Source organism: Erwinia aphidicola, from assembly GCF_014773485.1.
Lineage (GTDB): Bacteria > Pseudomonadota > Gammaproteobacteria > Enterobacterales > Enterobacteriaceae > Erwinia > Erwinia aphidicola.
Genome location: NZ_JACXBP010000004.1, coordinates 297640 through 312176, shown reverse-complemented (window position 1 = coordinate 312176; position 14537 = coordinate 297640). Strand labels below are relative to the sequence as shown.

General features: G+C 60.6%; 14 protein-coding genes. 1 reads left to right on the top strand and 13 read right to left on the bottom strand.

All coding sequences use genetic code 11. The annotated features are described in order from the left end of the window. Nucleotides 1-389: 389 nt before the first annotated feature. Entirely contained in the window at nt 390-1319 is a 930-nt protein-coding gene (locus ID864_RS11585; RefSeq protein ID WP_048914632.1) for a LysR family transcriptional regulator, read from the top strand. On the opposite strand, the gene mdcH is transcribed toward ID864_RS11585, so the two are convergent. The 13 genes from mdcH to ID864_RS11520 form a co-directional block, all read right to left on the bottom strand. Then, nucleotides 1309-2208, bottom strand: a complete 900-nt coding sequence (mdcH, locus tag ID864_RS11580; protein WP_048914640.1) for a malonate decarboxylase subunit epsilon — start codon at nt 2206-2208, stop codon at nt 1309-1311. The genes ID864_RS11585 and mdcH overlap by 11 nt on opposite strands. Continuing rightward, entirely contained in the window at nt 2208-2816 is a 609-nt protein-coding gene (locus ID864_RS11575) for a malonate decarboxylase holo-ACP synthase (RefSeq protein ID WP_048914631.1), read from the bottom strand. Before ID864_RS11575 ends, mdcH begins: the two co-directional genes overlap by 1 nt. Nucleotide 2817: 1 nt before the next feature. Further along, entirely contained in the window at nt 2818-3777 is a 960-nt protein-coding gene (locus tag ID864_RS11570) for an AEC family transporter (protein WP_099754841.1), read from the bottom strand. Nucleotides 3778-3908: 131 nt separating this feature from the next. Then, nucleotides 3909-4709 carry a biotin-independent malonate decarboxylase subunit gamma gene (gene mdcE / locus ID864_RS11565; RefSeq protein WP_048914629.1) on the bottom strand — a complete coding sequence of 267 codons (801 nt, stop codon included), beginning with the start codon at nt 4707-4709 and terminating at the stop codon, nt 3909-3911. A 2-nt stretch (nt 4710-4711) separates the two neighbouring features. Beyond that, nucleotides 4712-5542, bottom strand: coding sequence for a biotin-independent malonate decarboxylase subunit beta (locus tag ID864_RS11560; protein WP_191149860.1), 831 nt, complete (start codon nt 5540-5542; stop codon nt 4712-4714). Beyond that, nucleotides 5535-5834 (bottom strand): malonate decarboxylase acyl carrier protein, encoded by a 300-nt coding sequence (gene mdcC / locus ID864_RS11555; protein ID WP_187496976.1) that lies wholly within the window; start codon nt 5832-5834, stop codon nt 5535-5537. The genes ID864_RS11560 and mdcC overlap by 8 nt, the downstream gene beginning before the upstream one ends. A gap of 67 nt (nt 5835-5901) precedes the next feature. Next, nucleotides 5902-6792, bottom strand: coding sequence for a triphosphoribosyl-dephospho-CoA synthase (locus ID864_RS11550; protein ID WP_191149859.1), 891 nt, complete (start codon nt 6790-6792; stop codon nt 5902-5904). Then, nucleotides 6792-8444 (bottom strand): malonate decarboxylase subunit alpha, encoded by a 1653-nt coding sequence (gene mdcA, locus ID864_RS11545; protein WP_191149858.1) that lies wholly within the window; start codon nt 8442-8444, stop codon nt 6792-6794. The genes ID864_RS11550 and mdcA overlap by 1 nt, the downstream gene beginning before the upstream one ends. A 246-nt stretch (nt 8445-8690) precedes the next feature. Further along, a complete protein-coding gene (locus tag ID864_RS11540; RefSeq protein ID WP_187498614.1) occupies nt 8691-10394 on the bottom strand; it encodes a lysophospholipid acyltransferase family protein in 1704 nt (567 codons plus the stop codon). 177 nt (nt 10395-10571) lie between these two features. Next, on the bottom strand, nt 10572-11282 hold the full coding sequence (locus tag ID864_RS11535; RefSeq protein WP_099753690.1) for a proteasome-type protease: 711 nt from the start codon (nt 11280-11282) through the stop codon (nt 10572-10574). Nucleotides 11283-11300: 18 nt separating this feature from the next. Further along, a complete protein-coding gene (locus ID864_RS11530; RefSeq protein WP_048914622.1) occupies nt 11301-12101 on the bottom strand; it encodes a transglutaminase family protein in 801 nt (266 codons plus the stop codon). Between the two features lies 1 nt (nt 12102). Further along, on the bottom strand, nt 12103-13032 hold the full coding sequence (locus tag ID864_RS11525) for an alpha-E domain-containing protein (RefSeq protein ID WP_048914621.1): 930 nt from the start codon (nt 13030-13032) through the stop codon (nt 12103-12105). Beyond that, nucleotides 13026-14462, bottom strand: a complete 1437-nt coding sequence (locus tag ID864_RS11520) for a circularly permuted type 2 ATP-grasp protein (RefSeq protein ID WP_062818076.1) — start codon at nt 14460-14462, stop codon at nt 13026-13028. The genes ID864_RS11525 and ID864_RS11520 overlap by 7 nt, the downstream gene beginning before the upstream one ends. Nucleotides 14463-14537 lie beyond the last annotated feature (75 nt).

Below are 14537 nucleotides of genomic sequence, written 5' to 3'. Positions count from 1 at the left end.
AAATAGACCTCAGAGAATGGCGGGATAAGCCACTCAATGATTAGCCTAGGCGATGTATCTGAACTCACCAGCAACAGCGGAAGATGATTAGCGCATGAATTGTAAATAGAAATCCATTGAAAATTTTAATTAAGCCACGGCAAAAACATCAATAATGTTAACGTTATTTAATTGTTGTTTAGGTTGTATTGATGTTAAATGCTTTAGCGGCGACTCTTTTAGCACAAAACGGCGCTTCAACATCAAGTCTGTTTATCAAAATTATGCTGCTGTTGTCATGGCTGGTTACAGGCACTGCGCTACGATGCGTCAAGAACCCCCCTGACGTCGGCACTAAAATAGCCGGCTTACTCTGACCTGTTTCTTACCTTCTACCTACACGGGCGACTATGAACATCGATTCGGATATCACTTTTCGTAAGCTGGAGATCTTCATTGCCTTCATGAGCCGTGGCAACCTGGCACGCACCGCAGAAGCGCTGGGGATCAGCAGCGTCAGCGTTCACCGCGCCCTGCACAGCCTGGAAGAGAGCGTGCGCTGCCCGCTATTTATCCATCAGGGACGCAACCTGGTGCCGCTGCCTGCGGCGCAAACCCTGTGGGAATACAGTCAGGAGGCGCTGGATACCCTGTCGCGCGGCGTGGAGGAGACGCGTAAAGCGGCGGGTATCGGCCAGGGGCATATTCGCCTTGGCACGCTCTACTCGCTGACGCTGGAAACCATTCCGAAGCTGATTATGGGGATGAAACTGCGCCGCCCGGACCTCGAAATGGAGCTGACGATGGGGTCGAATCAGCTGCTCACCACAAAGCTGGAGGATGGCTATCTTGATGCTATTCTGATTGCGCTTACGCCCGGCGAGATCGACTACAGCCGCTTTGAAATACTCCCGCTGTTCGATGACGATATCTTCCTGGCGGCTCCGGCCGCTTCCGGGCTGGACACCAGCTTTCCCGCTGATCTGCGCGATTTTCGCCAGCAGAAATTTGTCTCGCTGGCGGAAGGATTTGCTACCTGGCAGGGCTTTCAGGAGGCGTTTAACGTTGCCGGATATGAGCCGGATATTGTCACCAGGGTAAACGATATTTTTTCCATGCTGAGCCTGGTGCAGGCGGGTGTCGGCTATACCCTGCTGCCGGGGAGGATGAAAAAAGTGTATGAAAATTCCGTGCAGCTGCTGCCGCTGGCGGAGCCATACCAGATGCGCCAGAACATCGCGATTGTCTTCGAGCGCAACCGCGAGCATGACCCCAACCTGCTGGCGCTGGTGGCGGAAGGCCGCATGTACAGCCGCCAGCGTCAGCAAACTAAGACTTAATTCGCGCCACCAGACGGCGGGCCAGCAGCAGCCCGCCCTGCTCCAGCGCTATCGCCTCCCCACGAGATAACGGCCCGCGCGTCAGCCCCGTCAGCACCGCGCCGGGCGGCATCTCAATCGCCAGCCCGACTTCTCGCTCATTCGCCGCCACCATGGCTTCATGCCAGCGCACGGTACGCGCCATGTTCTGCGCCAGATCGTCGGCGATCTGCTGCGGCTGCCACAGCACCCGGGCGCTGCTGCCGCTAAGGTACGCACAGCGCGGGCGCTGGAGGGTTAGCCTGCTGAAGGCGGCCGCCAGCTCTGCCGCCGGAGCGGCCATTAGCGCGCAGTGCGAAGGCACACTCACCGCCAGCCGATGCACTTTCTGCGCCCCGGCGGCCAGCGCTTTGTCTGCTACCTGCGCCATCAGCGCGTCGCTACCGGCAATTACCAGCTGCTGCGGCGCGTTGATATTCGCCAGATAACAGCCCGTCTCCAGCAGCGGTTCCAGCTGCTGCTGCTCCAGCCCGACAATTGCCGTCAGGCCATAGCCCTGCGGATAAGCCTGCTCCATCAGCTCGCCGCGCAGCGACACCAGCCGCAGCGCATCGTCAAACGCCAGCGCCCCGGCAACCACCGCCGCCGGAAACGCACCGATCGACAGGCCGCAGGTGATATCCGCTTCCACCCCCTGCCGCTGCAGCGCGTGCGCATGCGCCACTGCGGTAATCAGCAGGCACAACTGCACCGCCCGCGTGTGCTGCAGCGCCTGTGCATTGTCAAGCGCTCGGGCATCCTCATGCAATACTTCACTGGCGCGATCCAGCAGCGCATCCCCCTGCGGCAGCTGTTGCAGCATGCCGGGGCGCTGCGGCCCCTGGCCGGGAAAGGTGAACAGCACTTTCATCATGGGCTACTCCACGGCTGAGCGGTGAGGCGCGGGCCAAGGTTGGTTTTCAGCAGGACCTGACCATCGCGCAGCCATTCATTGAGGGCAAAGGCACCGTACGGCGTTTCGACCTGGGTATCGACCCGGCACGGCAGCTGGCTGACAAACGCCTGCCAGCGCCGCAGCTCCGTCTCCGCGGCCGGATGCGGGCAGCGGATCAGCAGGTCGAGATCGCTGGTCGCTGACAGCACCGGCACTTCGGTCGCCAGCGCATAACCGACGCTGCCGGTAATGCCCCAGGGCCACCACCAGCGCTGCTGCGCCAGCTGGATCGCCGCCTGCACCGGCTGCTGCGAAACAAACGGCGAGGCCAGCAGCCGCTCCACGCTGCTGAACGCTTCCGGGTTTTGTACCTGCACGATGTCAGCGGCAGCCACCCAACCGGCCGCACGCTCCTCGCGCCGCAGCCCGCGCACGCCAACCGGGACACGCCCGTTCTCATCGCTGTCGCGGCGCACCACCAGCGGCAGCGCGCTGCGCCACTGGCTGCTGACCCAGGCGGGCAGATCGCCCGTCAAAGCCTGCGAGTGGCGGATCCAGACCAGGTCGTGGGGCGCATAAGTCATATCAGAGTCCTGCAGTCAGCGTAATAAATAGCGGTAAGGTAATAATACATAACAGCGAACTGATCAGCAGCGTGGCTTCCGCGTCCGGCGAATAGACGCCAAAACGGTTGCCAAATACCACGCCGAAGAAACCCGCCGACAGCGCAATCATCAGAATGCCGGTCACGGCAACACGCCCATGCAGCCCGAACAACAGCACCAGTCCCCATGCGATAAAGGGTTCGATTAGCATGGTGGTAAGGCTGGAGATCACCACGATCCGGCTGAGCTTCAGTTTGCGCGCAGAGAGAATAACGCCGGTCAGAAACAGCGCTGCCGCCGTCGCGGACAGCCCGAGAGGATGGATCGCCGCCAGCACCAGGTCCGGCATTTTCAGCTGCACCCCGGACAAGACAACCCCAAGCAGCGGCCCCCAGACTATCGGTTTGGTGACGGAACGCCACATCAGCAGTGGCAGCATCCCTATTCCGCCGTGCTGACTATGGCCCGCTGCACGCGCTTTTTCACGCTCGAGGATCAGCAGGCAGAAGGGCGTCATCAGCACCGAGCCGCAGGCAATCGATGCCGCCACCGACAGTGAGGTTGCGGGCCCGGGCCCCAGCACGCTGCCGAGGATCGGCAGGCCCAGCGCGGCATAGTTAGGCAGTGCCACGGTGAGCGTCAGCACTGCCGCATCCTGCGGTGACTTATGAAAGTATCGGGTACTAATAAAGTAGATCGCGGCATAGGTCGCCCACATGGTTAATGCCAGCACCACAATCAGCGGGGACTGCGCAATAATACCCTGCCACGGCGTCTGGACGGTCGCGCCAAATAGCGCCGCGGGCAGGGCGAAATCCATCACAAAGATATTCAGCGTCACGACGTTTTTATTATCAACCATTCCGGCTTTACCCGCATAAAAGCCGAGTAACATGATGACAAAAATAGGGGCAAGAGCATGGATAATAACGTAAGTCATAGCATCACCTGTTAGTTAACGCCGCGCGCAGGCGCGACAATTATTATTTTTTTCAGGCGGGAGTGAGGGCTATTTGCGTGCCGCTCCCGCCCTGCAGGTAGTTATGTTACTTATTGCCGTCAGGTGGCCGTTCACCAGGCCGCGCGCATTCTCTCACGCACCGCTTTCGAGCTGCGGCGATGCTCCGCCTGCAAACGGCACTGCAGACCTGGATCGCGCCGGGCTGCCGTCACGGCATCGTTCAGTGCCTGCTGCACCTGCTTGAGGTCAGCCTCATCGGGCGCGTCCGGCTGGCGGATATCCAGCAGCGCTTCCAGCAGCCCCAGCGAGTGGTAATTTTTGATGTCGTAGGCCATCGGTGGAATGGTCTGAGCCAGTTTTTCCAGCGCCGCAACGCTGCGCAGGGTGATACGCGCCGCAGCCTCTTTACCCATGGCGTGGATCTGTACGCCCGGGTCGTTAAAGGCAATCAGCCGGTTGGCCTGATAGCCGTGCGCGAGGAAGGCGCCGGACATCGCCTTGCCGACGATCAGTCCGATGACAATATGCCCGGCGAGACGCGCTTCGGCATAGGCTCCGGCGGCGGCGGCCAGCGCCTGATGTATGCCAAAAGCCTCTTCCCGGCGGCCGTAGGCCTGGCTTGGCACATCAATCACGGCGATAATCAGCCGCTTGCCTGCTTTACCCGCATCCTGCTGCACCGCTTCACTGACCACTTTCGCCAGCGTCCAGCCCTCCAGCAGCCCGACCTCACCGCCCGCCGCTCGCGGATAGTGGTTAGCGGCATCCGGCACCACCGCGATAAAGCGTGCAGCCTCGCCGTTCAGCTCGCCATCCGCAGCCTGTACCGATGGGCAGAGCCCGGGCAGCCGGCTGGCACCGGCGGTGAGCTGTTGCAGCCAGGTTTCGCCGCGTGTGATGGTTTTTTTCATCCTCAATCCTCCCTGCTAAAGAGCTGTGTAATCTGCTGCGCATCCGCCTGCTGGCGGCTGTCAAACTGCGTCAGGCGCGGCAGATACTCCTTCCAGCGCTGCGAACGATGCTGCGCAGGAATGCCTTTTGCCAGCGCTGCGCGCATGGCGTTCTTTACTGCCTGCTGGCCATCCGCCACCAGCGTATCCACCAGCCCGCTGCGCGCGCGCACTTCGCCGCCGGTCATGCTCCAGATAAACGGCCGGTCGCGGGAGTCGTACTCGTCGATCCCCGCCTCCTGCTCAATCACCTGCGGACCATTCAACCCGAGGCGTGCCTCGCGGGTGGCGATCAGCGTGCTGCACAGCCCGGCGGCTATCGACATGCCGCCAAAGCAGCCAACGGTCCCGGCGATGATGCCAATAACCGGGGTGTAACGGCGCAGGTCGACGATTGCCGCATGGATATCTGCAATCGCCGCCAGCCCGAGGTTGGCTTCCTGCAGGCGCACGCCGCCGGTTTCAAAGCACAGCACCGCACGGGTTGGCGTGCCGTTACGGTTATCTTCTGCCGCCAGTTCCAGCGCGGCTGCCATTTTGGCCCCGGACACTTCCCCCATGCTGCCGCCCTGGAAAGCCCCTTCGATGGCGATGGCGACCGCGGGCTGGCCGTCAATGGTGCCCTTCGCCACGACCATGCCATCATCCGCCTGCGGCACGACGCCCTGCGCAGCAAGCCACGGCGACATGACGCCGTCAAACGGGTCGAGCAGTTCGCGGTAGCTGCCCTCATCCAGCAGCAGTCGTGCGCGCTGGCGGGCATTAAGCTCGATAAAACTGCGGTCGTTACGCATCGGCGACCTCCTCAAATACCTGTTCAATGCGGATGCGCGCCACGCCGGGCGTGGCGCCAAAATCGTGGATGGTCATCTGCCCGGCGGGCAGTGCGCCCAGGCTGCTCAGGCGATTAAACAGCGCCTGCCAGCGTGCAGCGCTGTTATCTACCGAGGTGGTGACATCGACCTGGAGGAGATCGCTATCCCTGGCGATGTACAGCACCTCCATGTCGCCGGAGCCAACCACGCCCGCGAGCGCTTTACCGCTGAGCTGGCGCGAAGCCGGAAATGAAAACGTGAACTGTTGCATAAGAACCTCTGAAAATGTGTTTTCCCTTTGCGGGCGGACCGAAAAAGAGGGTCCGCCCCTACAGCAATCATCTGGCGTTGTAGGGGACGACCTTCTTTTCCGGTCGTCCCGAAACCACCCGGTCAAGAAACAGTGCGGCGGACAGCAGGTCGGCCGCTCCTCCGGGTGAGGCATTCAGCGCCAGCATTTTTGCATCCAGCTGCGCCAGCGCCTGCCTTCCGGCGGGTTGATGGCTTCCCCCCGCTGCCAGCACCGCACGGGCGCCCTGCTGCATCTCCGTCAGGCCGTTCATCCCGGCACGCGACAGCACACAGGTGTCGCTCAGGGAGGTCATGATCGCCATCAGGGCATCCAGCTGCGCTGCGCTGTCATCGGCCCCCTGCTGGCGGCTGTGCCACAGCTGCGGCAGCGCAAGATGGATCACGTGCGGGAATCCGCGCTGCGCCTCTTCCCGCGCGCCCGGTACCTGATAGCGGGCGCTGGCACGCTGCCCTTTGCTGAACTGCTTCGGTGCGGCATCATCCGGCAGCTGCGCCAGTGCGGCGGCGCAGGTGACGATCTGCTGAACATCCCCCATGCCGCCGCACATCGCCGCCGCGCTGACCAGCAGTCCCAGCGCCCAGATCGCTCCGCGATGGGTATTCACCCCGCCCGTTTCCTGCATCATCTGCGCTTCCCCTGCGCGCCCCAGCAGCCCGACGCGCTGGCGCAGGGCAATATCCGCCGGGCGCTGCCAGCTGTGCAGCGCCAGCGCATAAAACGTCGGGCGGAGGCTTAAGGCCGAGCGCTCCATCAGCGCCAACGTCAGGTCACGATGTGCGCCGCTGCCGCGCTGGTCCACCAGGCCGGGTTTAGGCGTCAGCCGGGCTTCATCCAGCAGGCAGGCGCTGGCCAGGTCGGCCAGCCGCTGCGCAAAATGTTCAGCCGGGGAGGCGGCGAGCTGCCGCTGCAGGTTCATTACCAGCTCCTGAATTTTGCCGGTGACTGATAGAGGCCGCCGGACCATTCAACCAGATCGGCGACGCTGCCCGCCGCCAGCAGCGACCGGCTGGCATCCGTGCGACGAATGCCAAGATCTTCCGGGAAGGCCACTTTGCCCTCGCGCCTGAGCTGCGCGACGCGCTTCGCGTCGGCGCCGAGGCCGATATCGGTGATGCCCGCGACCGCGGCCACCATCGCCCGCCGCTCCTCCAGCGTTTTGGCGCGATAGAGGTAGGCAATGCCCTCTTCGGTCAGCACGTGGGTGACGTCGTCGCCGTAAATCATCACCGGAGCCAGCGGCATGCCGGAGGCTTTCGCCACATCCACCGCTTCCAGCTTCTCGACAAAGGTCGGTTTTGCCCCCGCCTGGAAGGTTTCCACCATCTGCACCACCAGCTTGCGGCCGCGTGCCAGCGGGTCGGGTTCATTGATCATCGCCAGCCAGGCAGCCGTGGCATGACGGCGGCCGTGCGGATCGTGCCCCATATTGGGCGCGCCGCCAAAGCCGGAAAGGCGGCCTTTGGTCACCGTCGAGGAGTTAGCCAGCCCATCAATCTGCAACGTGGAGCCAATAAACATATCCGCCGCGTACTGGCCGGCCATCTGGCAGAAAGCACGATTAGAGCGCATCGAGCCATCGGCACCGGTGAAGAACACATCCGGGCGGGCGGCGACGTAGTTTTCCATCCCCAGCTCGCCGCCGAAGCAGTGCACGCTTTCCACCCAGCCACTCTCGATCGCCGGGATCAGCGTAGGGTGTGGGTTTAGCGTCCAGTGACGACAGATTTTGCCCTTCAGCCCCAGCTGCTCGCCGTAGGTTGGCAGCAGCAGCTCAATGGCGGCGGTGTTAAAGCCGATACCGTGATTGAGCGACTGCACCTGATGCTCGGCATAGATGCCTTTGATCGCCAGCATCGCCATCAGCACGTGTTCCTGCTTAATCAGGCGCGGATCGCGGGTAAACAGCGGTTCAATAAAGAATGGCCTGTCGGCCACCACCACGAAGTCGATCCACGACCCCGGAATATCGACACGCGGCAGGTCGCATTCGTCATCCACCAGTTCGTTGACCTGGGCTATGACGATGCCGTCATGGAAGGCGGCGGCCTCGACCAGTGCCGGAGTGTCTTCGGTGCTCGGCCCGGTATACAAATTGCCCTTACGGTCGGCTTTGAATCCGGCGATCAGCGCCACGTTAGGCGCGAGATCGACATACAGCCGCGAGTAGAGTTCGATGTAGGTGTGGATCGCGCCGATCTCTAACAGGCCATCTTCCAGCAGCTGGGAAATGCGCAGGCTTTGCGTGCCGGAGAATGAAAAGTCGAGCTTACGGGCAATACCTTTTTCAAAGATATCAAGATGTTCGCTGCGGCCCACGCTCGGCATAATCATATGCAGGTCATGGATTTTCTGTGGGTTAACCTCGGCCAGTGAGCGGGAGAGAAAATCCGCCTGCTTCTGGTTATTACCCTCCAGCACCACGCGATCGCCGGGCGCGATAAGTTTTTCCAGCATAGGGATAAGATCGTCGGTGGGCAGGACTTTGTGATTCAGCCCGAGGCTGGCGATACGGCGCTGTTTTTCACGGCGGCGCGTATCCCAGACGCGGGGAGAGGGGGTGGATATCATGCGGTAACCTCCTGTGAGCGCACCCATTACGGGGTGCTTCAGTCTGGCTACAAGTCTGCGCCTGCGGAGGCTCTGCAACAATTACGCGCAAAGCCTGACCGTTAACCGAGAGGTAACGTTCAAATAAAGATGATTTAATTCAGTAGGATAAAAAAATTTATTTCAGAGGAGTGTCACAGAAATGGGCATGCTGCGGGACGGGTTGACCGGAAAAGCGAGTCAACCCCTACACGCTGAACCTTGCTGCTAACCCTGATGCACCGCGATATAGCGCTGGTAGCGGCTCTCTTTTAAGCGGGTGAGGTCCACCAGCACCAGCCCATCAATACAGTGGTTAAAGTCCGGGTCGCTGCCGAAGTCGATAAACTGAACCCCGCCGGTTTCACACAGCTCGGAATACTGCTTATACAGCGGCGGGATGCCAGTGCCGAGGTTGCTCAGCAGGCGCTTCAGGCGTTTGAGATCCTCAACATAATCATCACCGCTGAACTGCGCCAGCACGTCCGGCAATGATGCCGGGTACGGGCGGCGTGAGGTAGCCAGCGGCAGCGCAGGCGCGAAGTAGAGGCGATAGAATGCCACCAGCAGGTCGCGCGCTGCCAGCGGCAGACCGCCGGAAATTGACACCGGGCCAAACAGATAACGGTATTGCGGATATTTCGCCAGGTAAGCACCAATGCCCATCCACAGATAGTCGAGGCCGCGTTTGCCCCAGTAGGCCGGCTGAATAAAGCTGCGCCCCAGCTCGATCCCCTGCATCAGAACGGGGTTCATCTGGTGGTCATAGTGAAACAGGCTGTGGCTGTAGATCCCCTCAAAGCCTTTGCGCTCGAACTGCTCGGCGGTCGGGATAAAGCGATAGGCCCCGACGATGTCCAGCGCCTCTGCATCCCACAGGATCAGGTGGTAATAATCGTCGTCGTAATCGTCAAGATCGCGCCGCGTGCCGCTGCCCTCGCCCACCGCGCGAAAGGCAATTTCCCGCAGCCGCCCTAGCTCGCGCAGGATCGGGACATAGTCTTCGCCGTGGCGGCGATAAAGGTAAATCATCTTGCCGTCCGGCAGCTGGCCGAGCACTTCACATCCGGCCAGCGCGCGTTTCAGCACCGCCCGATCTTCCGCACGCGCTATCGCCGCTTCGGTCTGGAACAGGGCAGACTTGCCCTGCGCAATACGGTAGAGATGACGCCGGAAGCGCGCCGCCAGCTCTTTCGCCGGGGTACGGCCATCGTGCCAGCTGGCGAAGGGAATGCGCTTGCCCACCTTGAGCTTTAACCGCGCACCGCGATTGACGAACATCTCGCGCACCAGCAGCAGCATCGACAGCGGCTGGTAAATTTTTGACGTAAGGTAGAAAAGCGCGCTGTTGCGGCCGCTGACGTGGATCGGCACGATCGGTGCGCGGTAGCGGGCGGCGATGCGCAGGAAGCCGTGGCTCCACGGGCTGTCTTTTACCCCCTTGCTGCCGAAGCGCGACACTTCCCCCGCCGGGAAGAAGATCAGCACGCCCTGGCTTTCCAGCTGCTCCTGCATCTGTTCGACCTGCTGGCGGCTGGTGCGGTTGCCCATATTGTCCACCAGCACCATCAGGCTGCTGAGGGATGCGAGACAGTTCAGCAGACGGTTAGTGACGATTTTCACATCGCGCCGCACCTGCGACACCGCGTGCAGCAGCGCCAGGCCATCCAGGGTACCGAGCGGATGATTAGCGACGATCACCACCGGTCCGTGACTGGGGATTTGCTCCAGGTCGCGCTCGCTCAGCTCGCAGCTGACGTCGAGGTATTCCAGCACCTGCTCCACCATGTCCAGCCCTTTCAGGTGGCGATTTCGCTGATTGAACTGCTGGAACTCTTTTTCACGCAGCAGGCGGCGCAGCAGGCTTTTCTGCCACGATGGCGTCTGATGGCCAGGGCTGAGGTCGTCTAAAACACTTTCAACAGTAAACACAGGCTTATCTCCGGGTGTTTTAGCCGCACACTAACCAGCCCGGATGACGATGATGTGTCAGTGACATGACAGCTGCAATATTCTGTAAATTTACCGATGGCGCAAAGCAGGGAGGCAGTGGGAGATAACGGTAAAACGGCTTGGCCGATTGTAGGGGCTGGGCATGCCCAGCCCGGATTATTCGTCGAGCCGTAACGGCGGCAGCTGCGAAAAAACGCTGAGCAATCCGCTGCTCCACAGCTGGCGGATCTGAGAAAAATAGGGGTGTTTTTCGGTGATGTGGTACTGCTGCATGCTGCTGAAGCTGTCGGTGGGATAGACCATCACATCCAGCGGCAGGCCGACGGAGATATTACTCGCCAGCGTCGAATCCATCGAAATCAGCGCGCACTGCATCGCCTGGTCCAGCGCGGTGTCATAGCGCAGCACCCGGTCGATAATCGGCTTGCCGTATTTGCTTTCGCCTATCTGGAAATAGGGCGTATCGGTACTGGCTTCAATGAAGTTGCCCTGCGGATAGATCTGGAACAGCCGCGGCTCTTCACCCTTAATCTGCCCGCCCAGCATCAGCGTACCGCCAAACTCCTCGCCGTCACGTTTGATCACCGTACGCAGCGTGTCCCCGACCAGCAGTGCCACATCGTACATATTGGTGCAGCTCATCAGGTTAGGCTGTTTACCATCTTCACAGCCGCGCCGCAGCAGGCTCAGCGCGCTCTGGGTGGTGGCGAGGTTGCCAGCGCTTTGCAGCACCAGCGTACGCTCGTCATCCTGCTGAAAAACATGGAGCTTTCGGAACGAGGAGATATGATCCACGCCCGCATTGGTCCGGGAGTCGGAAACGAAAATCATCCCTGACGATAAGCGCATTGCCACACAGTAGGTCATAGTTTGCCCGTTCAAAAATTACTGCTGCGAGAACACCAGTTGTACCGCAGCCACGGCCTGCATATCTTCACTGCCGCCGCCCAGGCGCATGCCGCGCACCGGACAGGCATCAAGATAATCCACACCGACAGCCAGCTTCAGATGCTGCCGGGTGCTGCGGGTATTATTGGTAATATCGAAACTGTGCCAGCTGCCGTCGAGCCACACTTCCACCCATGCATGGGTCGCCACATGTTCCACATTTTCAGTATACAGATAGCCGCTAACATAACGAGCGGGGATGTGCAGACTGCGACAGCAGGCTAAAAATACGTGACTGTGGTCCTGACAAACGCCACTTCCAGCGGCAAAAACTTTGGCGGCGGTATCGGTCACCAGCGTGCTGCCGGGCTGATACGGCATCTTCAGCAGCAGCTCGCCCATCAGGCGTTCGAGGCTGGCGAGCGGTGCTTCTTCACGGTAATAGCGGCGGGCGAAATCGCGGATAGCCATATCAGGCTGCGTCAGCGGCGTGATACGCAGGAACACCAGCGGCGACAGCACGCAGTCCGGGTCTGGCGAGCTGTCCTCTTCATCAAGAATATCGACCACGCCGCGCGCGGCGATCTCTATCTCCTGATGCGGGCGGTCAAGCGTCAGTACGTGCATCACATTGCCCCAGGCATCGGTGGTGCAGATCGCCTGCTCCGGCAGGAAGAGATCCCACGAGATAATGTGCTGATGGACAGAGTCCTGCGGCGTCAGGCGCAGATACTGCGTGCTCTGGCGCACCAGACTCTGGTAGCTGAAACAAGTTTTATGCTCAATATTCAGCTTCATGTTATTTCGCCTCCAGATAGGTTTGGTGAATGCTGTCGGCAATCGCCGCCAGCTCTGCCAGAAAACGTTGCAGCCAGGCGTGCAGCCCGTCCGTCATCAGAGATTCCCAGCTACTAAAGCGCAGCTGCGCATGCAGCACCGTGAGCAGGTAACGCGGACGATCTTCACCGCTGCTGCCGATCAGATTGAGCTGGTTCGCGATCTCTTCGACGCAGGATCGCAGCGATCGCGGGCTCTCTTCGCGCAGGATCAACATCTCATTGACGTTATCCGCCGCCATCTGCTGTTTGTAGATAGTGTGGTAAGCCTCGCGCGCCGAGACCGAGCGCAGCAGGGTATCCAGCCGGTAGTACTCACGCACCGTGTCGTCATCTTCATCGGTCAGATGCTGGTAGACGTCGAGCAGCCTGGCGGTGCAGTCGGCGCGCTCCAGCAGCGTACCGAGGCGAATAAAGCTCATCGCATCGCCGCGCATCAGGGTGCCGAACATGGCGCCACGGAACAGGTGTGAGCGCTCTTTCACCCAGTCGAAGAAGGCATCCGCCCCACCGTTGCTAACGCCGTTGCGCCGCAGCTTGCGCAGTTCGATCCAGCTGGAGTTGATGCTCTCCCACACTTCCGATGAGAGGCTGCCGCGCACCGCATGCGCGTTATTCCACGCCGCCTGCCAGCAGTTATAGATGCTGCCGGGATTGCGCTCGTCGAGGGCAAAAAAGTTGAACAGCTCCGGCATCGCCAGCCGATCGTTGACTGACCAGTACAGGTCACTGGTGTTGGTGAGGTTCAGCGGGACGCGCAGCTCATTGTTGTGGCTGCCGCGCACCGGCATCAGGGAGAGCCGGTTGGTGACGTCGAGCACCCTGGCAATATTTTCCGCGCGCTCTAAATAGCGCGCCATCCAGTACAGGCCACTGGCCGTGCGGCTTAGCATGCGTCATCCTCCAGAACCCAGGTGTCCTTGGTCCCACCGCCCTGCGAGGAGTTAACCACCAGCGAGCCTTCGTTCAGCGCCACGCGGGTCAGCCCACCGGGCACCAGCCGAATATCGGCGCCGCTGAGGGCAAACGGACGCAGGTCAATATGGCGCGGCGCCAGCCCCTGTTCAACAAAGGTCGGGCAGGTAGAGAGCGCCAGCGTATTCTGTGCAATATAGTTCTGCGGTTTGGCTTTCAGCAGCGCGCGGAAATCCTCCAACTGCTGTTTACTGGCAACGGGGCCGATCAGCATGCCGTAGCCGCCGGCACCGTGGACCTCTTTCACCACCAGCTGCTCAAGGTTTGCCAGCACCCACGACAGATCCTCCGGGCGGCGGCATTGCCAGGTCGGCACATTGTTGAGGATCGGATCTTCGTTAAGGTAGTAGCGGATCATCTCCGGCACGTAAGGATAGATCGACTTGTCGTCCGCCACCCCGGTGCCGATAGCATTTGCCAGCACCACGTTGCCGGAACGGTACACCGACAGCAGGCCCGGCACGCCAAGCATCGAGTCCGGGCGGAACGCCAGCGGGTCGAGGAAGGCATCGTCGACGCGGCGATAAATCACATCGATTTTGCACGGCCCGGCGGTGGTACGCATCAGTACTGCGCCATCTTTAACAAACAGATCGGCGCTCTCGACCAGTTCCACCCCCATCTGCTGGGCAAGGAAGCTGTGTTCAAAGTAAGCGCTGTTAAAGCGCCCGGGGGTTAAAACCACCACCACCGGGTCGTTAACCGGGGAGCTTTCCCGCAGGGTTTGCAGCAGCAGCGACGGGTAGCGCTCAACCGGGGCAATACGCTGGTCGGCGAACAGCTCCGGGTAGAGGCGCATCATCATCTTGCGGTTCTCCAGCATGTAGGAGACGCCGGACGGGGTGCGCAGGTTATCTTCCAGCACGTAATATTCGCCGTCGTTGTTGCGCACCATATCGACGCCGATAATGTGGGCATACAGGTCGCGGTGCAGGTTGATGCCCTGCATGCAGGGCTGATACTGATCGTTGACCAGCACCTGCTCGGCGGGAATCAGGCCCGCTTTGAGGATATGCTGCTGGTGATAGATATCATGCAGAAAAGCGTTCAGGGCCTGCACGCGCTGGCGGATGCCTTTATCCAGCATCGCCCATTCGCTGGCCGGAATAATGCGCGGAACGCTGTCGAAGGGGATCAGCCGTTCGGCTCCGCCGTCTTCACCATAAACGTTAAAGGTGATCCCAAGGCGGTGAAACAGCAGTTCCGCCTCTTCGCGCTTGCGCGCAATCGCCTGCTGGTCGGCCTGCTGTAGCCATTGCCAGTATTCCCGGTAGTGCCGACGATAGTGTCCATCGCTCAGCAACATTTCATCATAAAAGTGTGACGCTATTTCATAGCTTTGATTCATGATTTCCCTACCGCTGTCTGTGAACCTGTCATGAGATCTGCACAAAGTGTGCCAGAGTCAGGCGTGGCGTCCTGA

Excerpts from the sequence above, each read along its gene's own strand:
- mdcC (WP_187496976.1), bottom strand. The coding sequence starts at position 5,834 with ATGCAACAGTTCACGTTTTCATTTCCGGCTTCGCGCCAGCTCAGCGGT.
- ID864_RS11570 (WP_099754841.1), bottom strand. The coding sequence starts at position 3,777 with ATGACTTACGTTATTATCCATGCTCTTGCCCCTATTTTTGTCATCATG.
- ID864_RS11560 (WP_191149860.1), bottom strand. The coding sequence starts at position 5,542 with ATGCGTAACGACCGCAGTTTTATCGAGCTTAATGCCCGCCAGCGCGCA.
- ID864_RS11535 (WP_099753690.1), bottom strand. The coding sequence starts at position 11,282 with ATGACCTACTGTGTGGCAATGCGCTTATCGTCAGGGATGATTTTCGTT.
- ID864_RS11585 (WP_048914632.1), top strand. The coding sequence starts at position 390 with ATGAACATCGATTCGGATATCACTTTTCGTAAGCTGGAGATCTTCATT.
- ID864_RS11525 (WP_048914621.1), bottom strand. The coding sequence starts at position 13,032 with ATGCTAAGCCGCACGGCCAGTGGCCTGTACTGGATGGCGCGCTATTTA.
- ID864_RS11530 (WP_048914622.1), bottom strand. The coding sequence starts at position 12,101 with ATGAAGCTGAATATTGAGCATAAAACTTGTTTCAGCTACCAGAGTCTG.
- mdcE (WP_048914629.1), bottom strand. The coding sequence starts at position 4,709 with ATGAAAAAAACCATCACACGCGGCGAAACCTGGCTGCAACAGCTCACC.
- mdcH (WP_048914640.1), bottom strand. The coding sequence starts at position 2,208 with ATGAAAGTGCTGTTCACCTTTCCCGGCCAGGGGCCGCAGCGCCCCGGC.
- ID864_RS11550 (WP_191149859.1), bottom strand. The coding sequence starts at position 6,792 with ATGAACCTGCAGCGGCAGCTCGCCGCCTCCCCGGCTGAACATTTTGCG.
- ID864_RS11520 (WP_062818076.1), bottom strand. The coding sequence starts at position 14,462 with ATGAATCAAAGCTATGAAATAGCGTCACACTTTTATGATGAAATGTTG.
- ID864_RS11575 (WP_048914631.1), bottom strand. The coding sequence starts at position 2,816 with ATGACTTATGCGCCCCACGACCTGGTCTGGATCCGCCACTCGCAGGCT.
- mdcA (WP_191149858.1), bottom strand. The coding sequence starts at position 8,444 with ATGATATCCACCCCCTCTCCCCGCGTCTGGGATACGCGCCGCCGTGAA.